26 protein-coding genes are annotated in these 25,142 nt (G+C 62.1%); 10 read left to right on the top strand and 16 right to left on the bottom strand.

Features of this window, described 5'->3' with window-relative positions; genetic code table 11:
* Positions 1–19: 19 nt before the first annotated feature.
* From A2I95_RS17635 to A2I95_RS17620, 4 genes are all read right to left on the bottom strand, one after another.
* On the bottom strand, positions 20–244 hold the full coding sequence (locus tag A2I95_RS17635) for a hypothetical protein (RefSeq protein WP_027259106.1): 225 nt from the start codon (positions 242–244) through the stop codon (positions 20–22).
* The gene (locus A2I95_RS17630; RefSeq protein ID WP_291731645.1) at positions 237–1,466 is read right to left on the bottom strand and encodes a phage portal protein; all 1,230 of its coding nucleotides are present in this window, start codon (positions 1,464–1,466) and stop codon (positions 237–239) included. Before A2I95_RS17630 ends, A2I95_RS17635 begins: the two co-directional genes overlap by 8 nt.
* Before the next feature lie 228 nt (positions 1,467–1,694).
* Entirely contained in the window at positions 1,695–2,981 is a 1,287-nt protein-coding gene (locus A2I95_RS17625) for a terminase family protein (protein WP_291731642.1), read from the bottom strand.
* Entirely contained in the window at positions 2,974–3,342 is a 369-nt protein-coding gene (locus A2I95_RS17620) for a hypothetical protein (protein WP_291731640.1), read from the bottom strand. The genes A2I95_RS17625 and A2I95_RS17620 overlap by 8 nt, the downstream gene beginning before the upstream one ends.
* A 387-nt stretch (positions 3,343–3,729) precedes the next feature.
* On the opposite strand from A2I95_RS17620, the gene A2I95_RS17615 reads away from it, so the two are divergent.
* Entirely contained in the window at positions 3,730–4,128 is a 399-nt protein-coding gene (locus A2I95_RS17615) for a hypothetical protein (RefSeq protein ID WP_291731638.1), read from the top strand.
* 178 nt (positions 4,129–4,306) lie between these two features.
* Here A2I95_RS17615 and mltG read toward each other — a convergent pair whose 3' ends face one another.
* Both mltG and fabF read right to left on the bottom strand, forming a co-directional pair.
* Complete coding sequence (gene mltG, locus A2I95_RS17610) at positions 4,307–5,461, bottom strand: endolytic transglycosylase MltG (RefSeq protein ID WP_291731635.1); 1,155 nt, start codon at positions 5,459–5,461, stop codon at positions 4,307–4,309.
* A complete protein-coding gene (gene fabF / locus A2I95_RS17605) occupies positions 5,461–6,726 on the bottom strand; it encodes a beta-ketoacyl-ACP synthase II (RefSeq protein ID WP_291731632.1) in 1,266 nt (421 codons plus the stop codon). Before fabF ends, mltG begins: the two co-directional genes overlap by 1 nt.
* 618 nt (positions 6,727–7,344) lie before the next feature.
* Between fabF and A2I95_RS17600 the strand changes: the two genes are divergently transcribed.
* A complete protein-coding gene (locus A2I95_RS17600) occupies positions 7,345–8,217 on the top strand; it encodes a PilZ domain-containing protein (protein WP_291731630.1) in 873 nt (290 codons plus the stop codon).
* A 435-nt stretch (positions 8,218–8,652) separates the two neighbouring features.
* Positions 8,653–9,459, top strand: a complete 807-nt coding sequence (locus A2I95_RS17595) for a PilZ domain-containing protein (protein ID WP_291731629.1) — start codon at positions 8,653–8,655, stop codon at positions 9,457–9,459.
* Between the two features lie 113 nt (positions 9,460–9,572).
* Here the strand turns inward: A2I95_RS17595 and A2I95_RS17590 are convergent, their stop codons facing one another.
* The 4 genes from A2I95_RS17590 to fabD form a co-directional block, all read right to left on the bottom strand.
* Positions 9,573–10,316, bottom strand: coding sequence for a 1-(5-phosphoribosyl)-5-[(5-phosphoribosylamino)methylideneamino] imidazole-4-carboxamide isomerase (locus A2I95_RS17590; RefSeq protein ID WP_291731627.1), 744 nt, complete (start codon positions 10,314–10,316; stop codon positions 9,573–9,575).
* 241 nt (positions 10,317–10,557) lie between these two features.
* Positions 10,558–10,791, bottom strand: a complete 234-nt coding sequence (locus tag A2I95_RS17585) for an acyl carrier protein (RefSeq protein WP_005982462.1) — start codon at positions 10,789–10,791, stop codon at positions 10,558–10,560.
* 418 nt (positions 10,792–11,209) lie between these two features.
* Complete coding sequence (fabG, locus tag A2I95_RS17580; RefSeq protein WP_291731565.1) at positions 11,210–11,947, bottom strand: 3-oxoacyl-ACP reductase FabG; 738 nt, start codon at positions 11,945–11,947, stop codon at positions 11,210–11,212.
* 85 nt (positions 11,948–12,032) lie between these two features.
* Entirely contained in the window at positions 12,033–12,965 is a 933-nt protein-coding gene (gene fabD, locus A2I95_RS17575; protein WP_291731563.1) for an ACP S-malonyltransferase, read from the bottom strand.
* 176 nt (positions 12,966–13,141) lie between these two features.
* Between fabD and A2I95_RS17570 the strand changes: the two genes are divergently transcribed.
* Positions 13,142–14,413 carry a cytochrome b/b6 domain-containing protein gene (locus A2I95_RS17570; RefSeq protein ID WP_291731562.1) on the top strand — a complete coding sequence of 424 codons (1,272 nt, stop codon included), beginning with the start codon at positions 13,142–13,144 and terminating at the stop codon, positions 14,411–14,413.
* Positions 14,414–14,605: 192 nt separating this feature from the next.
* Here A2I95_RS17570 and A2I95_RS17565 read toward each other — a convergent pair whose 3' ends face one another.
* From A2I95_RS17565 to A2I95_RS17555, 3 genes are all read right to left on the bottom strand, one after another.
* Complete coding sequence (locus tag A2I95_RS17565; RefSeq protein WP_291731560.1) at positions 14,606–14,929, bottom strand: hypothetical protein; 324 nt, start codon at positions 14,927–14,929, stop codon at positions 14,606–14,608.
* Positions 14,930–15,109: 180 nt separating this feature from the next.
* On the bottom strand, positions 15,110–15,688 hold the full coding sequence (locus tag A2I95_RS17560; protein WP_291731558.1) for a YceI family protein: 579 nt from the start codon (positions 15,686–15,688) through the stop codon (positions 15,110–15,112).
* Between the two features lie 154 nt (positions 15,689–15,842).
* The gene (locus tag A2I95_RS17555) at positions 15,843–16,376 is read right to left on the bottom strand and encodes a hypothetical protein (RefSeq protein WP_291731556.1); all 534 of its coding nucleotides are present in this window, start codon (positions 16,374–16,376) and stop codon (positions 15,843–15,845) included.
* 303 nt (positions 16,377–16,679) lie between these two features.
* On the opposite strand from A2I95_RS17555, the gene rpsF reads away from it, so the two are divergent.
* From rpsF to A2I95_RS17525, 6 genes are all read left to right on the top strand, one after another.
* Complete coding sequence (gene rpsF / locus A2I95_RS17550) at positions 16,680–17,033, top strand: 30S ribosomal protein S6 (protein ID WP_291731554.1); 354 nt, start codon at positions 16,680–16,682, stop codon at positions 17,031–17,033.
* Positions 17,034–17,061: 28 nt separating this feature from the next.
* Complete coding sequence (gene rpsR / locus A2I95_RS17545) at positions 17,062–17,289, top strand: 30S ribosomal protein S18 (RefSeq protein ID WP_005852865.1); 228 nt, start codon at positions 17,062–17,064, stop codon at positions 17,287–17,289.
* 12 nt (positions 17,290–17,301) lie between these two features.
* Positions 17,302–17,913, top strand: coding sequence for a 50S ribosomal protein L9 (gene rplI / locus A2I95_RS17540; protein ID WP_291731551.1), 612 nt, complete (start codon positions 17,302–17,304; stop codon positions 17,911–17,913).
* Between the two features lie 1,054 nt (positions 17,914–18,967).
* The gene (locus tag A2I95_RS17535; protein WP_291731549.1) at positions 18,968–19,438 is read left to right on the top strand and encodes a lytic transglycosylase domain-containing protein; all 471 of its coding nucleotides are present in this window, start codon (positions 18,968–18,970) and stop codon (positions 19,436–19,438) included.
* 153 nt (positions 19,439–19,591) lie between these two features.
* Positions 19,592–20,038, top strand: coding sequence for a hypothetical protein (locus A2I95_RS17530; RefSeq protein ID WP_291731545.1), 447 nt, complete (start codon positions 19,592–19,594; stop codon positions 20,036–20,038).
* The gene (locus A2I95_RS17525; protein ID WP_291731543.1) at positions 20,035–20,718 is read left to right on the top strand and encodes an HTTM domain-containing protein; all 684 of its coding nucleotides are present in this window, start codon (positions 20,035–20,037) and stop codon (positions 20,716–20,718) included. Before A2I95_RS17530 ends, A2I95_RS17525 begins: the two co-directional genes overlap by 4 nt.
* A 68-nt stretch (positions 20,719–20,786) precedes the next feature.
* Here A2I95_RS17525 and tig read toward each other — a convergent pair whose 3' ends face one another.
* From tig to A2I95_RS17510, 3 genes are all read right to left on the bottom strand, one after another.
* Positions 20,787–22,118 (bottom strand): trigger factor, encoded by a 1,332-nt coding sequence (gene tig / locus A2I95_RS17520; RefSeq protein ID WP_291731541.1) that lies wholly within the window; start codon positions 22,116–22,118, stop codon positions 20,787–20,789.
* A 195-nt stretch (positions 22,119–22,313) separates the two neighbouring features.
* A complete protein-coding gene (locus A2I95_RS17515; protein WP_291731537.1) occupies positions 22,314–23,432 on the bottom strand; it encodes a porin in 1,119 nt (372 codons plus the stop codon).
* Between the two features lie 364 nt (positions 23,433–23,796).
* The gene (locus A2I95_RS17510; RefSeq protein WP_291731535.1) at positions 23,797–24,921 is read right to left on the bottom strand and encodes a porin; all 1,125 of its coding nucleotides are present in this window, start codon (positions 24,919–24,921) and stop codon (positions 23,797–23,799) included.
* Positions 24,922–25,142: the final 221 nt, after the last annotated feature.

The raw sequence follows: 25,142 nt of genomic DNA, 5'->3' as shown, positions 1-25,142 counted from the left end.
GCCTCTTAAGTTATTGTTGTTACGGCAATTGCACCGTCAGGAAGGATTGGAAGGCCTGGGCCAGGATCACCGCGGCGACGCCGTAGACGGTGAGCCAGAGGCGTTTTTCCAGCCGCTCCATCATCTGTTCGATCCGGTCGAGGCGGCGGTTCACCGCTTCGTTCTGGATCTGGGCCACCCTCTCATGGGCGGACAGGCGCAATCCCGGTGAACAATCGAAGGCGTGCATCGGGTGCTCAGTCATCCTGTCCGCCCTCCTCCTGCCCGCCCTCAGCCTGGCATTTGGCCGGGGCTTGTGCGGGCAGCCCCAGCAGCTGCCGCTTTTCCGCGGGCGTAAGGAAGTCCGCGGTGGCAACCCGGCGCCACTGCGCCTCGCGTTCGGCCGCCAAGGCGGGCAATTGATCAATGTCGGGTTTCAGGGTCAGGACCTCACCGGTCCAGCCGGTCAGCCAATCAGCCACGGCTGCGGTGACCTTGGAGACCAAGGGCAGCACGGTCAGCCGGTAGAAGGCACGGTGGGCCTCCTGATAATTGGCGTAGGTCGCATCGCCGGGAATGCCGAGCAGCATTGGCGGCACCCCGAAAGCCAGCGCAATCTCGCGGGCGGCGGTGTCCTTGGTCTTTTGGAATTCCATGTCGGAGGGCGAGAAGCCCATCGGCTTCCAGTCCAGCCCGCCCTCCAGCACCATCGGGCGGCCGGCATTCTTGGCGCCCTGAAAGTTTGATTGAATCTCTTCGCTCAGGACGCGGAACTGTTCGTCGGACATGCGGCCGTGGCCATCGGACCCCTTCCAGATCAGCGCACCGGAAGGGCGGGCGGCGTTGTCCAAAAGCGCCTTGGACCAGCGGGAGGCGGCGTTGTGGACGTCAATCGCCATGGCCGCGGATTGCAGCGATGACAGGCCATAGTGGTCATCCTGGGGGTGGAAGCTCTTGATATGGCAGATCGGGGATTGAGCGGGGTCGTTGGCAAAGCGGTGCTTGCGCCCGCCCGCCACATAGTCAAAACCCGCAGGCCAGCCGTCCGGCCCCGGCACCACATTCATCCGGTCGGAGCGCAGCACATGCAGCTCAACCGGGGTGCCATCCTCAGCCGCGACCGCCTCGATGTAGGCGTTGCCGGACAGGAGCAGGTGGCCATAGAGCGCCTCCAGCAGTTCGGCCTGGGTTTGGGCCGGGTTGGGACGCGTCAGCAGCGCCAGCCAGGGGTGGCTGTCATAGCGCTGGCGGCTGTCCTGCAGCACCAGCGGCACCGCGGCGGCGGCCTCGGCGATCATGCGGATCACCCGGTGGGTGACCGGATTGCCGGCAAAGCCGCTGCGGGTCAGCGATACACTGTCGCGCGGGCTCCAGGCGGTGCGGCCTGCGCCCTGCCAGGAGACCACGCGGGCGGTCTGGCTGGCCTTCTGTTCCAGGGCGGTTTCCGGGGGTTCGGGCTTGTTGCGCCGCAGCAGGTCAAAGACCATTGTCCGCTCCTCATGGTTGCTGTTTCTGGCGCCGGTGCCGGTGGGGCTGTTGCGCCTTTGCTGAGGATCATTAATGGCAGACAGGCCTGAAGATTTGGCCAGCGGTGCGTACGCAGGGGGCGCAACACCTGACCGTAAGCCGTTGTAAAAATTGAAAATGGCAGCGTTGCACGCTGCCATCTCCGAGCTTTCCATTTTGCGGTTCCCCAGCCCTGGACCGGGCTGCGTCTACAAGACCCGCACCTGCGGCAGCTTCAGTTTCGCCGCCGGATGAATGATCAGCTCATGCAAGGCCCAGACCAGCGCATCCAGCCGGTCCGGTGAGCCGCTGCCGCGGTAGCCTTGGGGGGTCATCAGGCACATCTGGTCCTCCAGCTCGCCGAGCCCCGGCAGATGTTTGACGCGGCCCTGTTCATAAAGCGCCGCGGCGGGTTCGGCCCGGGCCGATTTGCCTTTGCTTGCGTGCAAGGCCCGGAACGGCACCAAAGGGTCGGCCTGGCGCAGCACGGTTTCCACCAACGCGCCGCCCTGGTTGACCTCGGCCACCACCCGGTCGGCACCATGGGCATCGCGGGCGGCAATTGCGGCCTGTGCCCAGGCCAACGGACCCACGCCCTGCACGGTGCAATCCGCCAGAACATAAGCGCGCCAGTCCTGCGGCGGGCCTTGGGTGATGGCGCCCGCCACCACAATGCCGCAAGCGTCGGACCCTTTGCCTGCGCTGACCGCCGGGTCGACGGCGACCACCACCCGGTCAAGCGGCGGCGCCTCAGCCGCTTGTGCATCGGCCAGCGCCGCAGTGGTCCAGAGCGCGCCCTGCACATCGGCCAGCATCACCCCGTCCAGCTCCTGCCGGCCCAACCGGGTGCCTGCATAGCGCGCGCGCACTTCCGCCAGGAACGACGGTGCGAGGTTGGCGCGGTTGGCTTCGGTTGCGGCGTGTGTCTGAACGGTGCTGGATGAGGCCAGCAGCCGTTTCAGCACCGGCGCATTACGCGGCGTGGTGGTGACGCAGACGCGCGGGTCCTGGCCCAGCCGCAGGGCAAACTGCAGCATATCCCAGCTCTCCTGGCCTTTTTTCCACTTGGCCAGTTCATCGGCCCAGGCTGCGTCGAACTGGGGACCGCGCAGGGCCTCCGGGTCGTGGGCGGAAAACGCCTGCGCCTCGGCGCCGTTGGGCCAAATCAACTTGCGTTCGGAGGCTTTCCATTTGGGGCGGCGGTCAGGTGGAGAACAGGCCAGGATGCCACTGTCGCCATGGATCATCACGTCGCGCACCTGGTCATAGGTTTCCGCCACCAGCGCGATGCGCCTTGCGATGCCGGGATCATGCGGGCACGGCCCTTCGGCGAGCGAGCGGATCCATTCGGCCCCTGCCCGTGTCTTGCCTGCGCCGCGGCCGCCCAGGATCACCCAGGCGCGCCAGCCCCCCGGCGGCGGGCGCTGGTGATCCAGCGCCCAGATGTCAAAAAGATGCGGCAGCGCGCACAGTGATTTCCGGTCCAGCTCATTCAAGAACCAGCTCAGGAGCGAGGGCGGCACGCAGGCGAGAAAGTCCGCACTCGACAGCTGTGCGCGCTGCGCCGAGATCGAGCTCGTGTTCGGATTTGAGCATGCGGGCGAATTCGGTGCTTTGTTCTGCAAGGAGTCTCTCCACTTTCTGGCAATCGCGGATCAGCTGTTCCAGTTTGCCGATCTGGCTTTTGGCGCCGGCCGCTTCATCGGCGCCTTGCGCGTCGAGCTGCTCGCGCAGCTCTTCCGCCTCGTTGCGCAGGCGATGGATGCTGTCCTGCAGGGATCGCAGGAGATCGGCGGTGTAATGCACCTGCCGGGTCAGAACGGCCGCGCCGTCCTGGTCTGTTGGATGATCTGTCATGAAATTGTCTGCCTCATGCGTTTTTTGTCCGCACAAGAGAAAGAACGGCGGCCACCGGCGGAGGGGTCCGGGGCCGTCCATGTTTCTTCCAGCTGCAATTCAACCTATACACGAATATACTGTGAATGTCAAGAATTCCATACGCAGCAGCGTACGGTGGATGCGCAACAGGCCACAGCCGGCACAGGCGGTGCCATGTGTTTCGAACCTGCAGATCAAGCTATTGAAAACGCGGCCAGCAAAGGCGAGAGGCCAGAGAAATGAGGTAATTCAAATACTGCGCATCTTCCGAAAAAGAAACTCTTTCCGAAATGCAATTCAAGGTTGTAGTATCAAATCTGCACAGCACCGTGCAGCAACATTATTTTTGATAACGAGGAACCGCACATGGGTTGGACCAATTACCAGATCGCCACCGCGCAGGAGTCGACACCTGTCCCGGGGGATGCCGGAAAGATCTTTTATGATGCCACACTCCATTATGTGAACATTCCGGCAAACGCCACAATCGTGATGTCCGGCGGCCCCAGCGGCGAAGGCCAGACATCCGTTGACGATGTGGTCAAACTGACCATGACGGACCAAAGCGATCCGGAGAACACCGCCACATATTCGCATGACTACAGCAACGGCTGTTCCGGCGTGGTGACGCCGATGCAACCGGCGGATCTGAGCTCGCAGTTCGGGTCTTTGGCTGGAAAGACCGTCAAGGCGACCATTGAATTCTATGATAAATGCGGCGGCTACCAGAGCGGGACGAATTTTTACATCTGCATCTACACGTGACGCCGGCCTGTCAAAAAGAACGGCCCGAAGGCTTGCATCAAAAAGGGCGCCCCAAGGGCGCCCTTCCTGCTACCGGGTCTCTCACCGCAAGCCGTTTCCCGGCGCGGGAAACGGTTCGGAAAACACGTGTTTTCCGGGCCGGAATTCGCGCCGAATTCCGCCCCCCTGCCCCGCAGCCTCAGTTGTTTTGCTGCTGGGCTTCGATCTCGCGCCATTTGGCAACGTTGCGGTTGTGTTCGTCCAGGGTCTCGGCAAAGGCGTGGCCGCCGGTGCCATCAGCAACAAAGAACACATAATCCGTGGTTTCAGGGTTCACCGCGGCCTCCAGGCTTTTCATGCCGGGATTGGCGATCGGGGTCGGCGGCAGGCCTTCGATCACATAGGTGTTCCAGGGCGTGGCCTTGCGCAGCTCGCTTTGGCGCAGGCCGCGGCCCAGGGTTCCCTCGCCCTTGGTGACGCCGTAAATCACCGTCGGATCTGTCTGCAACCGCATACCGCGGTTCAGGCGGTTGGTGAAGACCGAGGAGACCACACTGCGTTCAGAGGCAACGCCGGTTTCCTTCTCGATGATCGAGGCTAGGACCAGCATTTCCTCGGGGCTGCCGACCGCGGCGTCTGAGGACCGGCTTTCCCAAGCGGCGTTGATGCGCAGCTGCTGGCGCTCCTGCATCTCAGCCAGAACGGCGGCACGGTCTGTGCCGCTGGTGACCTCATAACTGTCGGGCGCCAAGAGGCCCTCAGCCGGGCGTTCGCCGGGGTCGCCGTTCAGCACGTCCATGGCCTTCAGCGCCTCAACCACCTGCCAGCTGGTCACGCCTTCGGCCAGCGCGATGCGGTAGCGGGTGTCGGCCTCCTGGCGGGTCTCGGTGTATGCCGCGGGCACCTCATCCTCTCCGAGGATGAATTCCGCCTTTTCCACAAACTTGCTGGTGGCCGGGTCCAGCTCACGCACCTCGGCCTGGGTACGGGTCACGCCGATGCGGTAGACAATTTCGGTGCCGCAGGTTGAGGCGCCGGAATGGGTGATCCCGTCGATGATCCGCTCCATTGAGGAGCCCGGCTCCACCAGGAAGCTGCCGGCCTTCAGCTGGCCGGTCTTCTCGCTGTATTTGGCGCCGAGGCGGAAGATGGCGGCGGAGGCAACCGCGCCCTGGGTTTCCAGGTCGCGGCTCACCCGTGCCATGTTCGAGCCCCGCTCGACCCGCAGGCAGATCGCGGTTTCCAGCGGCCCTTCAGCGGTGTATTGCGATTTGCCCCACAGGATCAGGCCGCCCAGCAGGAACAAAGCCGCAATGAGCACTGTCAGCATGTTGGAGGCGAGGCTGCGCCACATCAGTCGGCCTTTCCGAAGATCACCGAGGCGTTGGTGCCGCCAAAGCCAAAGGAGTTCGACAGCGCAACGTCTACCTTGCGCGGCCGTTTGGCGTTGGGAGCCAGATCAATCGGGGTCTCAACGGCCGGGTTGTCCAGATTGATGGTCGGCGGAGCAACCTGATCGCGGATCGCCAGGATCGAGAAGATCGCCTCAATCGCGCCGGCAGCCCCCAGCAGGTGGCCGGTGGCGGATTTGGTCGAGGACATGGTGACATTGGCGGCGTGATCACCCAGCAGGCGTTCAACCGCGCCCAGCTCGATGGTGTCGGCCATGGTCGAGGTGCCGTGGGCGTTGATATAATCGATGGCAGAGGCATCGAGGCCTGCGTTGGCCAGAGCCGCCTTCATCGAGCGTTCACCGCCTTCACCGTCTTCGGAGGGGGCGGTGATGTGGTAGGCGTCGCCGGACAGGCCATAGCCCAGAACCTCGGCATAGATCTTGGCGCCGCGGGCTTTGGCGTGCTCGTAGTCTTCCAGCACCACGATGCCGGCGCCCTCGCCCATCACGAAGCCGTCGCGGTCGGCGTCATAGGGGCGCGAGGCCGCTTTGGGGTCGTCGGCGCGTTTGGTGGACAGGGCCTTGCAGGCGTTAAAGCCTGCGATGCCGATCTCGCAGATCGCCGCTTCGGCGCCGCCTGCAATCATCACGTCGGCGTCGCCGGATTTGATCAGCCGGGCCGCGTCGCCAATGGCGTGGGCGCCGGTCGAACAGGCGGTCACAACCGAATGGTTCGGGCCCTTGAAGCCGAAGCGGATCGAGACCTGGCCGGAAATCAGATTGATCAGTGCGCCGGGAATAAAGAACGGCGACACGCGGCGCGGGCCCTTCTCCTTGATCATCACGGCGGTGTCGGCAATCGAAGACAGGCCGCCGATGCCGGAGCCGATCATCACGCCAGTGCGCAGGCGGCTTTCTTCATCCTCGGGCGTCCAGCCGGCGTCGCGCACCGCCATGTCGGCAGCAGCGATGCCATAGAGAATGAAGTCGTCAATCTTCTTCTGGTCTTTCTTGATGACCCAGTCATCCGCGTTAAAGGTCCCCTCGGAGCCATCGCCGCGCGGAACCTCACAGGCATAGGTGGTGGTTACACCGCTGGCTTCGGCGTCAAACTGGGTGATCGGACCCGCGCCCGACTGGCCGTCCAGCAACCGGGACCAGGTTTCTTCGACTCCGCTGGCCAGCGGGGTAACCAGGCCCAGACCGGTGACAACTACTCGACGCATTCCTTGCTCTCCTTTGCCTCGGCAATCCGTCCGTTCAAATAGCTTGGAATGGCGGCTGGGTGCAAGAGCGGGCTGATCTGCAGCGCCGCCATGCGCACTGTGCGTTTTACGGAGGAATTGCGTAAGTGGAGTTTTTTATTAATAAATACCCCTTAGGTTGATATTACGATGATAACAGAACTCGGCATCCGTCCTCGTGGATTGCCAAAACCGGGCTGGAGGTCTGGGCCATTTTGCCTCCAGCCCGTCTTTTTCTTCCCGCTATCCTGACAGCACATTGCTTGTGCCCGTTTCACCGGCCACTGTGCCCTGCCTCATCTGGCGCCCCTGCTCCGCCGGTTTTCATTCTGCTGTTCCCGGCCTTGCCAGCCGCGAGTCAGATCCGGGTGCCGGCCAGCCGCCAGAGACCGGCAATGTTCCGCCTTTGGGGTCACTCAAGGCCAAGGCTGCCGGCAAACAAGCGTCAAGGCGCCCCTGGTCTTCGGAACATCACTGCGGCGGCAGCCTGTGCCGTCGTTCATGCGCCCTTGGCCGCCCCCAAAAGCCGCCTGCGTTAACGGCACATTTGCATTTTTACGTCATTCTTTCAGTCCAAAGGCATAAAGGAACGACCCCGCCATGCGCCAATGGCTCCCGATAACTGTACTCTTACTGGTGATTGGCCTGCTGCCGGAACGCGCAGCCGCAAGCTGCGCTGTGCATCAGGATTTGTCGAACCTGCACCGGGCCTCCAAGGGGTTCCTCTCCTACCTCAACACTGGCCAGAGTGCATTTTATGTGCAGCATCTGCGCAGCTGGATCAGCACAAACCCGCCCGCACCGATGCGGCAGCGGATGAAAGCGGTTGGCATTCAATCCGCCGCTGCCAGCATGGAGGAGCTTTTGCAGCAGCAGCAGGTTCTGCTGAAAATCCTCTCCGGCCAGGGCCGGGCCGCCGCGCAGGAAACCGCGCGCCATTTGGGAACCCCGGCGCTGGCGTCGGAATTCGGAACCCGTGTCGAAGCTTTGCCCTGCGACCAGGTGAAGGAAAACGGAAACGGCAGCAAGCTGGTTGCTGTGGCCGCCTCTGACGCGCGGCAGCAGCAGCAGATCAGAAACGCCGCAATTGCCTGGCTGTCCTTTCTGGTTCTGGGCGGCAGCGCGCTGTATTTCCTGGACCGGATCGGCATCCGCAAAATCCGCCGCACCAAACGCTATCCCTGCGCGGTTCCTTGTGTTTTGCAGGCGGGCGGCCGGACCGTCCAGGCCCACCTGGTCGATCTGAGCCGCGCCGGTGCCAAGGTGCGCCCCGACAGCCCCTGCGAAATCTCAGGGCGGGTGACCCTTAACTTCGGCGGCTATACCATGGAGGCCCAGGTCCGCTGGCAAACCGCCGGCTATTGCGGCGTGCAATTCTCCAAGGATTTCAACTTCATGCAATTGCACCGTCTGTTGGAGGCCTTTCCGCTTCAGGGCGACGGCCTGCGCGAAGAGGTGCGGCTCGGGGCTTAACGGCCCCGGCGTGCCCGCTGTGCGATCCGGCAGGTCAGGCACAGATCCTGCGCAATTCAACTGTCATTGCAAATGCATCCGCCTGCAGCGGCGCGCAAACCTGACGTTTCCCGCACAGCCTTGCCACGCGGCCCGCATACTGCCGGTCCCTTCCGTTCCAAAGCCAAAGTCACTGGCCAGTGCCGCAAGCCATGGTGTGCAACCTGCTGAGGTTGTTGGTTTTACGGTGAATTTTTCACCCGCATAAAGTGTGTTAACGGCATCCGGTTATCCACATAGGGGTTCCATTGCATCCGGCACCGCGGCTGCGCTTTCCCCTATGACCGGAAGGATCCTGAATTGAGACACTGGCCATTGATTATCGCATTATCGATTGCCCCGGCTGTGATCTGCGGCAGTGCAGGCCTGGCAGCTGCGTCATCCCGGGCGACCTGCATGCTGCAATCAGATCTGACGCTTATGCAGCATGAAATGCGCCAGTTCCTGGAGTTCTTGCAATCCGGCCGAGAAGATGGACAGGCCAGGCAGCTTCGCAACTGGATGCAGGACCACCCCGCCGTGCCGCTGCGCATGCGCATGCGGCGGGCGGGCATGGGCGCCTATGAACCGATTACCATGAGGCTGATCACACAACAAAAAGGCCTGCTCGAAGTTTACCGGTTCCATGGACGGGAACGGGCGGAAATCAGTGCGGGGCGGCTTGGCGCACAGGTCTTGCTAGAGGAGTTCTCCAGCCAAGTCATTCCCTTGCCTTGCGATTTCGCACCAACAGAGTTGCAAACCGGCCAGGCAAAGGCAGGCCTTGGTCAATTGCTGCCGTACCGGCGAACGACCGCCATTGCCAGTACTCTCCTGGCCTTGATTCTCGGCGCCGCCGGTCTGTTTTTAGCAGAGAGGGTTACGCGCAAACGCCTGCGGCTGACACGCCGTTACCATTGCTCGCTGCCCTGCACCTTGCATTGCAACCAGCGCCGCTACCCTGCAAAAATTGTGGACATCAGCCGGGTGGGCGCAAAAATCCGGGTCTTGGAACAGTCCCAGGAACCTCAGTTCGAAATCAAAGAGGATGTATGCGTCTCGGTGCCAGGTGTCGCGTCCTTTGACGCGCAGGTTCTTTGGCAAAACGCCGATTACTTCGGCGTCAAATTCAACGCAAAACTGCTTCGTGCCGAACTGAAGGCCTTGCTCAACTCAAATCAAGCGGTTGAGGAGCAGCAGGAACCCGCGGCCACCCAAGCATGAATTCGCAACATGCTGCCAGCCTTCCGGATCCCCGCCTTAGGTACCGCGCGCCCCAAGCGGGGGCCGCAACGTGAGCGGAAACGCCTGCGAACCAAAATCCGCAGGCGTTTGTTTTATTGGAACTCTGCCACCGGCTCAGCCTCGGGCCGGGCCACTTCCAGCACTTCCTCGACAGTCACTGTCTTGCGGAACAACGCCCGGCCAACCATCGCACCGGAAATGTTATATACGTATTTCAGGCGCGAAACGTCATCCGAGCTGCGTACAACGCCATTGGCGATCACCGGCGTGCGCGCCTTTTCCGCGAGGGCGGAAATCAGGCCAAGCTGGGCTTCGAGATCCGACATGTCGCTGTCGATATCGGTGACAATGATTCCCGCCAGCGGCGCAGAATCAAACGCCGCGATGAAGTCCTCGGGCGAGATTGCGCCGGACTGGCGCCAGCCATCGGTCATCACCTGGCCCTGGTACACATCCACGGCCAGCACGATCTGGTCCGGGTGGTGTTTGGCCAGTTCCTGAACCAGCTGCGGATCGCGCGCGGCCAGAGTGCCGATCACGACGCGCCCTGCGCCTTTGTCGATCCAATGCTCGGCATGCTCGCGCGAGCGGATACCGCCGCCCAGCTGCACCGGAATGCCGGCACCGCGGATGATGTCGCTGATCAGCTCCTCATTGCAGTGATCGCCTTCAATCGCGTTGAAATCGGTCACATGCATCCATTCCGCCCCGGCGGCGGCAAAGCCCTTGGCGGTTTCCACCGGATCCACATGCCAGATCAACGGCTCATCCAGGCGGCCCTTTTCGAGGCTCACGCAGCGGCCGTTCTGAATCTCCATAGTGGGGTAAATCATCATGATGCCTATCTCCTAAGTTTTGCCTCTTACGAAGAGATTAGCACGGAACGCCGCCGCCGGAACGCCGTATCATGACGATTTATGGAACAATTGCGGCGCGGCCGGGCCGCCGCTTGATAGCGCAAACAAACGCCCCGCGGTATTTCCGGTAAAATGGGAATCAGAACCCTGCCGGACAAACGAAAACGGCGCCTTCCCCGATGGGAAGACGCCGCTGGGTCCGGTTCTCCGGAAGCGTGGCTTAGGACGCTTCGGAGATGAACTTGACCGCGTCGCCGAAGGTCTGGATGGTTTCGGCAGCGTCGTCCGGGATCTCGATGCCGAACTCTTCTTCAAACGCCATCACCAGCTCCACGGTGTCCAGGCTGTCTGCGCCCAGATCGTCGATGAAGGAGGCGTTTTCGGTGACCTTGTCTTCTTCTACACCCAGGTGCTCAACAACGATCTTTTTTACGCGGTCTGCGACGTCGCTCATGTCTATTCCTCGTCTTTCAGGGCACTCTGCCCAGTTCTGCCCTTGCCCGTGCGGGCGGCGTGGTTGTTGCCCGGAGCGGGCGGTGTAGCCCCCGGCAGGCGGGGACAGTGCGGCGTTTCCGTTAGGAAATACCAGCGTGGATACGGGCCGCCTATAACATAGACCGCGGCCAAGGCAAACGGTTTCGCTTGGTCACGGCCACAGCGGCGGCCGGCAACGCGCGGCTATGAAGCGTGCAGATGGCGCCGCAATCAAGGGCTTGCAAGGGCGCGGCGGGATTTTTTTCGCAATTCGGCTGTATTTCAACCGTTTGCCGGGGAAAGCTGACCGGGTCACTGTTGTGCGCCCTCCGGCGGCAGGCACGAAAAAGCCCCGCAACCGTGCTGCGGGGCTGGGGCTGCCAAGGCTGGCGCCGCGGTCAGATCATCGCCATGCCGCCGTTCACATGCAGCGTGGTGCCGGTGACATAGCCGGCTTCCTGGCTGGCCAGATACAGAACGGCTGAGGCGATTTCCTTCGATTCCCCCATGCGGCCCGCCGGGATCTGGGTCAGGATCGCGTCTTTCTGGCCATCGTTCAGCTTGTCGGTCATTGCGGTAGCGATAAAGCCCGGGGCAACCGCGTTCACGGTGATGCCGCGGTTGGCGACCTCATAGGCCAGCGATTTCGACATGCCGACCATGCCGGCTTTGGAGGCGGCATAGTTGCCCTGGCCGGGATTGCCGGTGGCGCCCACCACCGAGGAGATGTTGATAATGCGGCCCCAGCGCGCCTTCATCATGCCGCGCAGAACGCCGCGGCAGAGCCGCATGGTGGAGGTGAGGTTCACGTCCAGCACGCTCTGCCATTCCTCATCCTTCATGCGCATGAACAGGTTGTCGCGGGTGATGCCTGCGTTGTTCACCAGGATATCGACCGAGCCCATGGCGGCAGCCGCCTGTTTCGGCAGGGCCTCAACCGACTCCGCATCCGACAGGTTACAGGTCACCACATGGGCGCGCTCGCCCAGTTCTGCAGCCAGCGCGTTGAGCGGTTCTTCGCGGGTGCCGGACAGGGTAACGGTGGCGCCTGCGGCGTGCAGGGCGCGGGCGATGTCGCCGCCGATGCCGCCCGAAGCGCCGGTCACAAGGGCGTTTTTGCCAGTCAGATCAAACATGTCATTTCCTTTATGAAAGCACCGGCCCGCAGCGGGCGCCGTTTTCCGGCGCGGAAAACGGGCCGGAATTTTTGCAAAATTCCGGTTACCCGGCAGCGGCGGCCTGGGCGTCTTCCGGGGTGCCCACCTGGCGGCAGGCCAGCGCGCGGTCGATCTTGCGGATCATGCCGGACAGCGCCTTGCCGGCACCGATCTCCCAGAACCCGGTCACGTCCTTGGCCGCCATTGCAAGCACGCTTTCGCGCCAGCGCACCGAGCCGGTCACCTGCTCCACCAGCAAGGCGCGGATTTCATCCGGGCTGGTCACCGCGTCTGCACGCACATTGGCAATGACCGGCACAGCCGGCGATTTGATGTCGACGCCGGCCAGCGCTTCGGCCATGGCGTCGGCAGCGGGCTGCATCAGGGCGCAGTGGAAGGGTGCGGACACCGGCAGCATCACCGCGCGTTTGGCGCCCTTCTCCTTGGCGATCACCGCGGCGCGTTCGACCGCGGCCTTGGTGCCGGAGACCACAACCTGGGTGGGGTCATTGTCGTTGGCCGCCTGGCAGACTTCGCCCTGTGCGGCCTCTTCGGCCACGGCGCGCACGGCGTCGAGGTCCAGACCGAGGATCGCGGCCATGGCGCCCTCGCCCACCGGAACGGCGCTTTGCATGGCAAGACCGCGGGTGCGCAGGAGCCGCGCGGTGTCGGCCACCGAAATCGACCCCGCCGCAGCCAGCGCGGAATATTCGCCCAGGGAATGACCGGCCACAAAGGAGGCTTTTTCAATGGTGACGCCTTCGGCTTCCAAGGCGCGCATGGCGGCCATGGAGGTGGCCATCAGGGCGGGCTGGGCGTTCTGGGTCAGGGTCAGGGTTTCGATGTCGCCCTCCCAGATCAGCTGGCTCAGGCTTTCACCCAAAGCGTCATCCACCTCGTCAAAGATGGCTTTGGCAGCCGGATAGGCCTCGGCCAGCGCCTTGCCCATACCGATGGTCTGGGCACCCTGTCCCGGGAACACAAATGCGATCGTCATTGAAGACCTCGTCTGTTTTAACGTTTTGCCTGATTTAACGGGCCTTTCCCCTGCGTACAAGCAAAGCCGCACTTTGCGCACCAAGGCTGTGCGCCGGCTGACAAATCCTGCCGTTGCAACGCAGCCCCCCGCAGTTAGGTTAATGCCACCGGAATCTGACAAGGAAATGCGCGCCAATGTCCCGTGCCAACACATTTACCTCCTACGGCAGTGTCGCCAAGAGTTTCCACTGGCTGACCGCCTTGCTGATTTTCTCGGCCTTTCCGCTGGGGTATTTCGCCAATGAGCTGGCGCATGAGATCCAAAGCCCGGGGTTTGACGGCAGCCAGGCGGTGATTGCACGGGCCACGCTGTTGTTCTCGCTGCACAAGACCATTGGCGTCGCGGTGTTCTTTACCGCGCTGTTGCGGATCCTGTGGGCGCTGAGCCAGCCGAAACCCGGCCTGCTGCATCCGGACCGCAAGGCGGAGGCGCTGGCGGCGGAAATGGTGCATTGGCTGCTCTATGGCTCGCTGGTGGCGGTGCCGCTGTCAGGCTGGATCCATCATGCCGCGACCACAGGTTTTGCGCCGATCTGGTGGCCGTTCGGCCAAAGCCTGCCGTTTGTGCCGAAATCCGACCACGCGGCGGTTTTTTTCGCAGGCTTGCACTGGGTTCTGGTCTGGACCCTGGCCGCGTCCTTGGGGCTGCATATTGCCGGCGCGCTGAAACATCATGTGATTGACCGCGACGCCACTTTGCGCCGGATGCTGCCGGGGCGCGCAGATCTGCCGCAGCCGCCCGCGCAAACCCACAGTCTGGTGCCGGTGCTGGCGGCGCTGGCGGTCTGGGCAGGTGCCTTGGGTGGCGGCGCAATAATTGGTGTCTATGGCGGGCAGAGCCAAAGCCAGGCCGAGGAGCAGGATCTCGGTGCGGGAGGCACCATGGCCCCGGTTGTTGCCGCGGATCCGACTGAAGCGAAAGCAGGCGGCTGGGCGGTGCAGTCCGGGACAGTGGGAATTTCTGTGACGCAGATGGGCAGCGTCATCAACGGCAGTTTTGGCGAGTGGACGGCGGTGATCAATTTCGAGGAGCCTGCCGCGCCCGGCCCGGCAGGCGATGCGGAGGTGACCGTGTCAATCCCGTCCTTGGAACTGGGATCGGTTGCCGGTCAGGCCATGGGCGCCGATTACTTTGACAGCGCCAATTTCCCGACCGCCCTGTTCAAGGCGGATATCGAGAAACTGGCCGAGGGCTATCAGGCTGCCGGCACCCTGACCATCAAGGGGCAGACGGTGCCAGTCACCCTGCCCTTCAGCCTGGATCTGCAGGATAACACCGCAAAGATGGCCGGCACGATGACCCTGAACCGTCTCGATTTCGGCATTGGCAAAAGCCTGCCGGATGAAAGCTCGCTGGGGTTTGCTGTGGAGGTTCCAGTGGAGCTGGAGGCCAAGCGGGCGGAGTGATCCGGGCGCTGGCTGATCCGGAGACGGTTGAGCCAGGGAGGGTTGAGCCAGGGCCGGAGCCCTCCCGCGCCTGCGGGTGATCAGCGGGCTGATCCCCCTGGCAGCCTTGGGCCGGGCGCCGCGCTGACGCGCGGCGCTGTGCCGCTTTGCGGCAGACGGTTGCTGCTCAACTGGTTTTGCCGCATCCAAATGTCAGTGGCGGTGCCGGTAATAGCCGCCGTGGCGGGTGCGGTGGCGGTGTATGCCGCGGTCATGGTTCCTGTGGCGGCCGGCGTAATGGCCGTGGCCGCGATGAGGCCGGTAGTAGGTGCGCGGCTGGTATGAATGCGTGTAACCGCGGTGGCGGTCATTACGGTCATTCAGATTCTTGGCGATGAGTCCTAGAGCGATCAGCCCGGCAATGGCGCGGGCGGTATCACGGCCTGAATCATGGGCGGCAGCCGGCGGTGTGAACGCCAGATTGGCAGCAAGGGCCAATGCCGCACCGGCTGACACGAAGTAGCCTAGGCGAAACATGGTGCCTCCTTTCTTAAGCGGCCGGAGGGGCCGGCTACAGCCTGCCGCAACGCCTGGGAAAACACCAATGAACTCCTGTCACGCTTTGGCGAGGGACGGCGCCGGACTTGCGGACAGGCAACAAAAAGCCGCCAGCCCCGGAGGAGCTGGCGGCAAGGCTTTCAAAACAGCGGCTGAGCCTTAGCTGTCGGCCTTCATCGCTTCGACTGAGATCTTGATGTTCACTTCGTCGCTGACAAAAGGCGCAAACTGGCCCAGGTTGTAGTCCGAGCGCAGAACCGACGTGGTGGCGTCAAAACCGGCCCAGGGCTTTTTCGCCATAGGGTGGTCGCCGGACTGGTTCAGCTTGGCGTCCAGCACCACCGGTTTGGTCACGCCGTTCAGGGTCAGATCGCCGCTGATCTTGGCGGTGTTGTCGCCGGTCACTTCGATTGCGGTGGAGGTGAAGCTGACAGTTTCGTCTTCAGTTGCGTCGAAGAAATCTTTGGTCATGAAGTGGTCGAAACGGGCCTGCCAACCGGTGAACATCATGCTGAGCGGCATGGCCACCGAAACGCTGGAGGCTGCCGGATCTTCCTGATCGAACATGATCTCGCCTTCAAAACCCGAAAACAGGCCGTAGGTGGTCGAGTAACCCAGGTGATTGTAATCAAACAGGATCTGGCTGTGGCTGGAATCCAGCACGTATTTTTCCGGTGCGGCAGCAGCGCCGGTTGCGGCAACAGCAGCCAGGGCGGCAGCGAACAGGGTCGTTTTCATGGGAAAGGCTCCGTCAGAATAAATCATGAGGCAACAGATGCGGCGCACGCCCCCAAAAGGGAAGCCCGCAAAAACCAACATTACCTGTGAACGCGCGAACACAAAACCCGCCGGACAAGCCGGCGGAAACTCCTCGCGCAATCGTGAAGGCGGATCAGGTCAGGATCCGCACCGCGCCGCTGAGCTGGTCGCGCAGCTGGCTGCGCATTGCAGCAGAGCCGATGGGCAGCTCGATCAGCAGGCTGCCGTCGGTTTCATACATCTGCACCGTTGCCGCTGTCAGCCGCACCCCGCCCAGAGTGTCATAGCTGCGGCGCAACACGGTGCGCGGACGGCCCCGATCATCGCGCTGCAGCACCCGCAGCTCGCGGCGCACCGGATCAAAGCACGCCTCGGGGCGGCTGCCGGGGTCATGCGCGGTCATCAGCACCAGCCCGATCAGCAGAAACACCACCGAAATACCGATCCGGATCAGGTTCATCTCAGGATCTGCACCCGCGCCCGGAACCAGCCACAGCCCGGTGGAGCTGAGGATCATTGCCGCCCCCAGCACCCGCAGCAGAGCAACGCGCAGCTTCCAGTTCGCTTCCAGCCGCAAGCTCAGCGGCACCGCGCGCGCCACGGAGCCCAAGGCATTGGTCACAGGGGCGCGGGTTAACTGCGGCGGGGTTTGATCTGTCACTGCCATTCGATTGCCCTTTCTCAAGCTGCCCCTGCCGGATGCACCGGCACCGCGGCTGTTCTCCGCGTTAAGGCTTCGTTAAGGAGTGAAGACCTGTTTTGCGGCATCAATGCGGCGGCCTTGCGGTTTTGCGGCGGCGATGGCGGCCAGTGGCGGGGACCCGCCCTTTTGCCTTGCTCTTTCGGCCGCAGCCTGTATAGGAGGCCCTGCTTCCGCGACATTTTCGATCCGCGCAGCCTCTCGTGACCGGGCAGCGGAAGCTTTGATGCCCGTTCTATGAAATGCGCCTAGACACAAACAGGAGTTCGCATGCCACTCTATGAGCATGTCATGATTGCGCGTCAGGACCTGTCCAACTCGCAAGCTGAAGGCCTCATCGAACATTTCGGTGCTGTTCTGTCCGACAACGGCGGCAAGCTGGTCGAGCAGGAGTACTGGGGCGTCAAGACGATGGCCTACAAGATCAACAAAAACCGCAAGGGGCATTACTCCTTCCTGAAGACTGACGCCCCCGCCGGCGCCATTCAGGAAATGGAACGCCTGATGCGTCTGCATGATGACGTGATGCGCGTCCTGACCATCAAGGTCGACGAGCACAACGAAGGCCCCTCGGTCCAGATGCAGAAACGCGATGAACGCGACACCCGTCGCGAGCGCCGCTGATCTTAGCTTGAGAAAAGGACGCTAAACCATGGCAGCCAAACCGTTTTTCCGCCGCCGCAAAGTGTGCCCGTTCTCGGGCGACAACGCACCGGCAATCGATTACAAAGACACCCGTCTTCTGCAGCGCTACATCTCTGAGCGCGGCAAGATCGTACCGTCGCGCATCACCGCCGTTTCGGCCAAGAAGCAGCGTGAGCTGGCCCGTGCTATCAAGCGCGCCCGCTTCCTCGCCCTGCTGCCCTACGCCGTGAAGTAAGGAGATAAGCACATGCAAGTTATCCTTCTTGAGCGCGTTGCAAAGCTGGGCCAGATGGGCGACGTCGTTGACGTGAAGCCCGGGTTCGCCCGCAACTTCCTGCTGCCGCAGGGCAAGGCGAAAACCGCCTCTGAGGCCAACATCGCCTCCTTTGAGGACCAGAAAGCGCAGCTGGAAGCGCGCAACCTGGAAACCAAAAAAGAAGCCGAAGCTCTGGCAGCAAAGCTGAACGGCCAGCAGTTCATCGTGATTCGCTCCGCATCGGACGCGGGCGCGCTGTACGGTTCGGTCACTCCGCGCGACGCAGCCGATGCCGCAACCGCGGACGGTTTCACCGTTGACAAGAAACAGGTCGCTCTGATCGCTCCGATCAAATACCTCGGCCTGCACACGGTTTCCGTGCGTCTGCACCCGGAAGTCGAAGCCACTATCGACCTGAACGTTGCCCGCTCGGCTGAAGAAGCTGAACTGCAGGCATCGGGTAAATCGATCCAGGAGCTGGCCGCCGAAGAGGAAGCCGCTGCTGAATACGAGATCTCCGAACTGTTCGACGATATCGGTTCCGCTGCGTCTGACGACGACGACGCTCCGGCCGCTGACGCCACTGACGAAGAAACCAACTGATCCAGCCGGATCAGGGAAACACGGAAAAGGCCGCTCGATTGAGCGGCCTTTTCTTTTTTACCTTAACAGTTTGAAAAGATGCCCTAAGTTGTAGAAACATACACCTCCCCCATAAACCTCCTGTTTGCCCTCCCTTGCCAGGATGGTGCCGGGAGAGAGAAAAAACGGGGACGTGATATGGAAAAATCATTAGAGCAAGAGGAGCTCGCCTTGCGCCGCCGGCTGTTGTTCCGGCTGCTGCGCGGGCACAGGTTCGACACGCCGGTCTTCAAAACCGAGGCGATTTCCGACCCGGTGCCGCAGGGGATGATCAAACCTGGAAGCGGGTTTTTCGCGCCTCCGGGGCCTGCTGGGCAGCCCGCTTCCCGGGACGGCCCCGGTCCGGCAGGACATACTCTGGAATGCCGCCAGGCTGACAGTGCACAAACCTGTTGAGCACGGCAAAGGCACCCGCCTGTGAGCGGACCAGCAGCTGCCCGGTTTGGCACAAGCCTGTTCCAGCGCCGCCTGGATGGCGCTGAACGACGGCTAGGCGCCGGGCAAAGCTGGATCTGATGCAGGCGCTGTCATCCGCAGGGTATTCAGAGCGGTAGACGGCACCGCTGGCAAAGAGTGCAGCCAGCACATTGTGAGCATCAATTGCAGGAAGAACCGCGGCCATCCGGTGACCGGCACCCGGTGGATCCGCTGGTGTGATGCGTGTTTCAAGAGTTACCCGGCGCTTATAGGGACCGCGGAAAAGTTGGGAAACAGCCGCGGCCCCCTCTGCCCGATTTGGTCAGCAGCCCCACAGGCGTGAGGGGCTAACTGCCCTGAGGGTTGTTTCTGCCTCAATGCGCACACCCAATATGTAGTAGGAAACCATATTTAACAAATGTCTAATGATTAAAGTTTGATCCAGTCAGAGGGCTGCTGCCCGGGCCCGGCTGCGCGGCAGACTCCCTAACAGGCTTGGCGGTTCCCTGCCGGTTGCAGCGCGGCGGAGGCAGGGCACCGTTGCAGCCTGCAGCAATGCGGTTAAGCTGCGTTCGAACTCCCTGCTTTCGGAGGCTGCATGACGCGCCGGAACCTTCTGATTTCATTTTTTGCCGCCGCAGTTCTGGCGGCTTGCGCAGGCATAGCTTCGCCTCCCAAGGCGGTTCAGCACACGCCGCCGCTCTTTCCCAATGAAACGCCCGAACTGCGGCAAAAGATCAATTATTGGGCCGATCATTACAAGGTGCCGCGCAGCCTGGTGCACCGGCTGGCTGTGCGCGAAAGCACTCACCGGCCCCATGCGGTGAACCGGCCCTATTACGGGCTGCTGCAGATCCTTCCTGCCACCGCGCGCTCGATGGGGTTCAGGGGCAAGCCCAAGGATCTGCTGGATGCTGACACCAACCTGCAATTCTCGGTGAAATATTTGCGCGGTGCCTGGCTGATCTCCGACGGCAGCCAGGACCAGGCCGTCAAACATTATTCGCGCGGCTATTACCACGAGGCCAAGCGCCGCGGCATGCTGAAGGAAACCGGCCTGCGCCCCTGATCTCCCGGCGCCGCAGCGCCCGGCAGGGCGCTGCCCGGCCCAACGGGACGCGGTGCCTTTCGCAGAAAGGCATCAAGGACGGACGGGAGCCTTGCGCCGTGAAACAGCCGGCGTTTTAGCAGAATTCTAACGGTCCTCCGGTTTACTGGTGCCATGCTGTCCTTGCTGAACCTTCTGCTGCCCGCGCTGATGCCGTCCTGGCGTTTCTTCAAATCGGTCGACCCGTCGCCGCGGGTGGAATGGGCCATGCTTGGCGCGGCCACAAGCGTTGCTGCGCAGTGGCATGAATTCCGGCCGCGCCCGCAGCACCTGGCACCCTGGGCAATGGCCTGCCGGATGCTGTGGAACCCGCGCTGGAACGAAACCCTGTTCCTGGTCAGCTGCGCAGAACGGCTGACACTAACCCCAAGCGGCCACAGCCAGAAGGAAATCCTGCGCCGCATCTCCGCCGAGCTGGAGCGCACGCTGCCGCCCGGTGCCCGCCTGCCCTATCTCCAATTCCGGCTGGTCTTCACCGACCGCAACGAGGACGGCCGGCTGGTCAAGGCTGTCACCTACCAATCCGACCCGTTTCTGATTGCCGGGATGGCATCCGCATGAGCCTGGAGCTGGCCCTGCGCACAACTGAAATTCTGCTGGCTTTTGCCTTCCTGCAGCAAAGCGCCGAACATCTGGCGGGCTTCCGGAATGAACAGGTGATTTACGGACCCCGCCTCCTGCTGTCCGGGCTTCTGCTGTTCGGCATTGCCACACCCTGGGTGCTGCTGGGGCTGCTCGGACTGGGCCTGCTGATCCTGCAGCGGTTCCAAGGCCCCTATAACGGCGGCAGCGACAAGATGAGCCTTCTGGTTCTTTGCTGCCTTACTGCAGCCCGCTGGCTGCCGTCCGAACAGTGGCAGGAATATGCGTTCGCTTATCTCGCCGGGCAGCTGGTGATCTGCTACTTCATTTCCGGCCAGGTCAAGATCGTGAACCCGGAGTGGCGCTCCGGCCGCGCGCTTCAGGATGTGTTCCGCTTCTCCGCCTATCCGGTCAGCGAGGACCTGCGCGGGCTGGCGGACCGCCCGCGGCTGCTGTGGGCCATGGGCTGGGCCGTGATGCTGTTCGAAGTGCTGTTTCCGCTGGCCCTGTTCAGCCGCGAGGCACTGGTGCTGGCGCTGTTCACCGCAGCGCTGTTCCATCTGGCCAATGCCTGCCTGTTCGGGCTGAACCGGTTCTTCTGGATCTGGCTGGCCGCCTACCCGTCCTTGTTATGGCTTCAGGAACGGGTTGTTCCATAGTCACCTGCGCGCAAACGAAAAAGGCCGCCCCATGGGCGGCCTTTCCGTAACTCTGAAGGCTGAGAGGATTACTCCTCGTCCAGCTCCTCGACAGCTTTCTGCAGATCGTCCTTGGAGATTTCTTTCTCCGTGACTTTCGCCTGCTCAACGATGTGATCGACAACCTTGTCTTCAAACAGCGGCGCGCGCAGCTGCTGCTGCATCTGGGCGTTCTGCTGGATGAATTCAAAGAACTGGCGTTCCTGGCCCGGATACTGGCGCGCCTGCGCCATGATCGCCTGGGTCATCTCGGCGTCGGTCACTTCGACTTCGGCTTTCTGTCCCAGCTCGGCCAGCAGCAGGCCCAGGCGCACGCGGCGTTCGGCCAGTTTGGTGTGCTCGTCGGTGGTTTCGATCTCGGGATGATCGTGGCCTTCGACTTCCGGGTTGTCCTCGTGCCACAGCTGATGCGCGATCTGCTTGGCTTCGGCGTCGACCAGCGACGGCGGCAGATCGAAGGAGACCAGAGTGTCCAGCTGGTCCAGCAGCGCGCGCTTCATCACCGCGCGGGCGGCACCGGCGTATTCGGCTTCCAGACGCTCGGTGATCTGGGACTTCAGGGCGTCCAGATCGTCAGCGCCGAATTTGGCCGCCAGCTCGTCGTTGATCTCAGCCGCTTTCGGGGCTCTCACCTCTTTCACCTTGCAGGTGAAGACAGCTTCTTTGCCGGCCAGGTGCTCGGCGCCGTATTCTTCCGGGAAGGACACGGTCACGTCTTTTTCTTCACCGGCTTTGGTGCCGATCAGCTGCTCTTCGAAGCCGGGGATGAAGGAGTTGGAGCCCAGGGCCAGCGGATAGTCGTCGCCTGCGCCGCCTTCAAAGGCTTCGCCGTCGATCTTGCCCAGGAAGTCGATTACGACCTGGTCGCCGTCTTCAGCTGCTGCACCCTCTTCACGGGCTTCGAATTCCTTGGCGGTGTCGGCCAGGTTGGTCAGCGCTTCGGTGACGGCTTCCTCTTCGGCCTTCACAACCAGCTTTTCCAGCTCAACGCCGGAGAAGTCGACCTCAGGAATTTCCGGCAGGGCCTCATAGGCCAGCTCGACGTTGACGTCGTCGCCTTCTTTCCAGTCTTCGTTGGTCATTTTCACGTCGGGCTGCTGCGCCGGACGGTCGCCGCTGTCCTCGAAGTGCTTGTTCATGGCGCCGTCAACGGCTTCCTGCATGGCTTCGCCCATCAGGCGCTGGCCGAACTGCTTTTTCAGCAGCGCCATCGGCACCTTGCCCTTGCGGAAACCTTTCATTTCGACTTCCGGCTGTGCTTCGACGAGCTTGTCGTTGACCTTCGCGTCCAGCTCGGCAGCCGTGACGGTGATGGCGTAGCCGCGTTTCAGACCTTCGTTCAGCGTCTCGGTGACCTGCATCCTATACCCCATAGAGATTCGGGGCGCGTGCGCGCAGGCGCCCCCAGACAATTTGCGGTCTTCTATTTCCCCAGGCGCCGCGGCGCAAGAGGCATTGCCGGTTTCGCGCGCAATCCCGCGGATTTCCGGACCGCGCAAAAGAAAAACACGCCCGCAAAGGGGCGTGTCTCCGTTCTGCAACCGAGGGAGGGAGTTTCAGAACTTCCAGCGGGCGCCGGCCAGGATCACATTGGCATCCTGATAGGCGGCAGCACTGGTATCGGCATAGGAATAGTCACGGTAAGCCAGATAGGTTTCGACATTGTATGCGTCGATCTTCTGGACCGCGGCCACGCCCCAGGACTCGGCGCTGTCACCCGCGGTGACCATGTCCGAGCCGTCATAGTAATCAACCGAGAACGCAGTAGAGCCCGCCGGGATCAGATCCGCCTTGTAGCCCAGTTTGGCATAGGCGTAGGTGCCTGCAATGTCGCGCTCGCCCGCAGCCAGGTTCAGCGAAACCCCGGTTGCCTTGTGCAGCACCGCAAAGGAGCCTGAGATGTCGCGCTGGTCGGCTTTACCGGTTTCTTCTGTCCAGGAGGCGCCGATGCCGCTGTCGATGGCAAAACCTGCCGCGTCATCATTGGCCCAACGCACCGCCACGTCATAGCTTTCGCGGTCGTTTGCGTCCTTCAGCACGTCAGTGCCGTAAGAGGCGGACAGGGTAAAGCCCGCAAGTTCCGGCGTGTCATAGCGGACCCGGCCCAGGCGGCCGCCGTCCAGATCGGAGAAGGCATCGCCGATATCAACACCGCTGAGCGCACCCGCGGTGGTGCGGAAGGCATAGCCGCCCGCGGAGTCGGCAACCGAGTTGGAGGCGCCAAGGCCGGTGCCCGAGAAATCCGCGCCAGTGATGCCGTCGGTTGCCATCGAGCCCTGACCCGCCGAAAAGCGGCCATAGCTGGCAGTGTCGAACAGGAAATCAACATGGCGGATATTGGTGCGGTCCCAGCTAACATTGTCGCCGGTGGTCAGCTGGCTGACCCCGTCAGACCCGCGAAACCCGAAAGCGGTCTCAAAGCGGAACCGCAGAGTATTTTCACCGTAGGCCTGCTCCAATTCGAAACCGATGCGCGAATTGGATGCCTCGTTGTCCACCAGGCGGTTAAAATCTTCCTGCCCGTCGTCAAAGGACTGGAACGACGGGTTGAACTGCCCGTACCAGCGGAAGCTGCCGCCGGTGTCATTGGTGTAAGCCGGGCCCGCAAATGCCGGGGCTGCAAGCGCTGCTGCCAAAGAGGCCGCGCCTGCGCGCGCTGCAAATTTAATGCTCATTATCTTTTAGTCTCCTGTTCCGTCAGCAGCACGTCTCTCCATCCCTGAGACCGCTGCTTGAGCCAGGAGCTATCACGCGTTTTTCCGTCCCTTCAGGGTTGAAAATTCACACCGAGATCAGGAAAAATGAACAGGCGGTATTTTGCCTGCGGCGGTTTTTTGCCTGCAAGAAACCGCTTACGGACAATGCGTTAGGTGAAGAAGGTCACTTTCACCCAATCGGTAGGATCAGAGTGGCCATGCAATTTCTGCAACCCTGCGCATACGCTCAATACTGCATTCATTTTTGCACAGGGCAGCGCCGCGGCGACCGGCAAAAAACCCCGGACAACCGGGGCATTTCAGTGCGCTGCGCCTCGCTGGATCAGAATTTCCAACGCGCCCCCAGAACCCAAGTGGTCAGATCCTGATAAGTCGCTGCCGCATCCTCATATTCATACACCTGATAGGTCAGGTAGATATCGGTATTGAGGTTCTCGACTTTCTGAACCGCACCGATCCCCCAGCCTTTGGCGCTGGACCCGGTGACATTGAAGTCTTCGCCGTCATAGTAATGCACGCCGACACCGGTTTTACCCCAGTTGAACCACTCATTTTCATAGCCGATCTTGGCGTAGTAATAGCTTGGGTCGCTGGCGCCCGCTGCGTCATCGTCCCGGGTGCCGCCCGCAACTGTAAAGCTGAGGCCATTGTCCAGAAGCACCGAAGCTGCACCCAGCACATCGGACCGTTCGGCACCGGCATTATCACGCACCTGATACGCCAATGAGGCGCTGAAGGCAGTTGAGCCGTAGTCCTGCCCGTAGAACAGGCCAATGTCATAATAGTCCGCATCGTCACCTGAAGAGAGAACATTCTGCCCCCAGGCAACCCCGGCAGAAAAGCCGTTGAAGTCTGGTGTGTCATAGCGGATCCGGCCCCGGCGGGACCCATCGAGATTGTCATAAGCGTTGACCAAGGCAGGCCCGCTCAGGGCTCCGGCCGTGTCCCGGATCAGAAATCCGGCATTGGCATCCACAGTATAGGAGTAAAGCGCGGTCCCGACATAGGACAGGTCCGTCTCAGCCGCCCCGTCGGCCACCATGCTGCCCTGCCCTGCGGAAAACTTGCCCCAGCTCCCTTCCAGCCAGAAATCCACGTGGCGCAGGTCGGCCCGCGTCCAGCCGCTGTAGTTCGATCCGAACTGGTTGACTTCGGTTGAATTCGGAAAGCCAAGCCCGGTTTCAAACCGGAACCCGAAGGTATTGCTGCCAAACGGCTGCATCAGCCGCAGCCCGACCCTGGAGCGGGACAGATCATTGTCCAGCACATTTGTCTCGGTCTGCTGGCCGTCGTCGACAGAAATGATGGCGGGGTTCAAATGACCGTAGATTTCGACGGAGCCGCCGGAGTTGTTGGAGTATTTCAGTTCCGCTGAAGCTGGCTGCCCCACGGCGCACAGCCCGGCCGCAGCAGCTGCTGACATTGAAAGAAGATGTCTCACGACCATCCTCCTTTGCATCTGATAACTGGTGAACACACACGGCAGCCGCCGCCCGCGGCCTGCCTGCAGCAAGTATATCACATTCCTTGCCAAACCGGGAAATCATTGACCGGAAGCGCAAAACAGCCCGCAGGCAGACTGCTCTGCGCAGACACGACAAGCACTCGCGCTCGATCATTGAGGAGTAACCGACCGGTTGATACCACGGGTTATGCCAGTGGCGTCCG

This window comes from Leisingera sp. F5 (assembly GCF_001593695.1).
The sequence above is the reverse complement of the archived record's forward strand: the minus strand, read 5'-3'. Positions and strand labels throughout refer to the sequence as shown.

Excerpts from the sequence above, each read along its gene's own strand:
- mltG (WP_291731635.1), bottom strand. The coding sequence starts at position 5,461 with ATGTGGCGCAGCCTCGCCTCCAACATGCTGACAGTGCTCATTGCGGCT.
- A2I95_RS17565 (WP_291731560.1), bottom strand. The coding sequence starts at position 14,929 with ATGTTTCGCCTAGGCTACTTCGTGTCAGCCGGTGCGGCATTGGCCCTT.
- A2I95_RS17525 (WP_291731543.1), top strand. The coding sequence starts at position 20,035 with ATGAGCCTGGAGCTGGCCCTGCGCACAACTGAAATTCTGCTGGCTTTT.
- A2I95_RS17555 (WP_291731556.1), bottom strand. The coding sequence starts at position 16,376 with ATGGCAGTGACAGATCAAACCCCGCCGCAGTTAACCCGCGCCCCTGTG.
- A2I95_RS17530 (WP_291731545.1), top strand. The coding sequence starts at position 19,592 with ATGCTGTCCTTGCTGAACCTTCTGCTGCCCGCGCTGATGCCGTCCTGG.
- A2I95_RS17635 (WP_027259106.1), bottom strand. The coding sequence starts at position 244 with ATGACTGAGCACCCGATGCACGCCTTCGATTGTTCACCGGGATTGCGC.
- tig (WP_291731541.1), bottom strand. The coding sequence starts at position 22,118 with ATGCAGGTCACCGAGACGCTGAACGAAGGTCTGAAACGCGGCTACGCC.
- A2I95_RS17630 (WP_291731645.1), bottom strand. The coding sequence starts at position 1,466 with ATGGTCTTTGACCTGCTGCGGCGCAACAAGCCCGAACCCCCGGAAACC.
- A2I95_RS17515 (WP_291731537.1), bottom strand. The coding sequence starts at position 23,432 with ATGAGCATTAAATTTGCAGCGCGCGCAGGCGCGGCCTCTTTGGCAGCA.
- fabF (WP_291731632.1), bottom strand. The coding sequence starts at position 6,726 with ATGCGTCGAGTAGTTGTCACCGGTCTGGGCCTGGTTACCCCGCTGGCC.
- A2I95_RS17620 (WP_291731640.1), bottom strand. The coding sequence starts at position 3,342 with ATGACAGATCATCCAACAGACCAGGACGGCGCGGCCGTTCTGACCCGG.
- A2I95_RS17570 (WP_291731562.1), top strand. The coding sequence starts at position 13,142 with ATGTCCCGTGCCAACACATTTACCTCCTACGGCAGTGTCGCCAAGAGT.
- A2I95_RS17590 (WP_291731627.1), bottom strand. The coding sequence starts at position 10,316 with ATGATGATTTACCCCACTATGGAGATTCAGAACGGCCGCTGCGTGAGC.
- A2I95_RS17595 (WP_291731629.1), top strand. The coding sequence starts at position 8,653 with ATGCTGCAATCAGATCTGACGCTTATGCAGCATGAAATGCGCCAGTTC.
- rpsR (WP_005852865.1), top strand. The coding sequence starts at position 17,062 with ATGGCAGCCAAACCGTTTTTCCGCCGCCGCAAAGTGTGCCCGTTCTCG.
- A2I95_RS17585 (WP_005982462.1), bottom strand. The coding sequence starts at position 10,791 with ATGAGCGACGTCGCAGACCGCGTAAAAAAGATCGTTGTTGAGCACCTG.
- fabG (WP_291731565.1), bottom strand. The coding sequence starts at position 11,947 with ATGTTTGATCTGACTGGCAAAAACGCCCTTGTGACCGGCGCTTCGGGC.
- rplI (WP_291731551.1), top strand. The coding sequence starts at position 17,302 with ATGCAAGTTATCCTTCTTGAGCGCGTTGCAAAGCTGGGCCAGATGGGC.
- A2I95_RS17535 (WP_291731549.1), top strand. The coding sequence starts at position 18,968 with ATGACGCGCCGGAACCTTCTGATTTCATTTTTTGCCGCCGCAGTTCTG.
- fabD (WP_291731563.1), bottom strand. The coding sequence starts at position 12,965 with ATGACGATCGCATTTGTGTTCCCGGGACAGGGTGCCCAGACCATCGGT.
- A2I95_RS17600 (WP_291731630.1), top strand. The coding sequence starts at position 7,345 with ATGCGCCAATGGCTCCCGATAACTGTACTCTTACTGGTGATTGGCCTG.
- A2I95_RS17560 (WP_291731558.1), bottom strand. The coding sequence starts at position 15,688 with ATGAAAACGACCCTGTTCGCTGCCGCCCTGGCTGCTGTTGCCGCAACC.
- rpsF (WP_291731554.1), top strand. The coding sequence starts at position 16,680 with ATGCCACTCTATGAGCATGTCATGATTGCGCGTCAGGACCTGTCCAAC.
- A2I95_RS17615 (WP_291731638.1), top strand. The coding sequence starts at position 3,730 with ATGGGTTGGACCAATTACCAGATCGCCACCGCGCAGGAGTCGACACCT.
- A2I95_RS17510 (WP_291731535.1), bottom strand. The coding sequence starts at position 24,921 with ATGGTCGTGAGACATCTTCTTTCAATGTCAGCAGCTGCTGCGGCCGGG.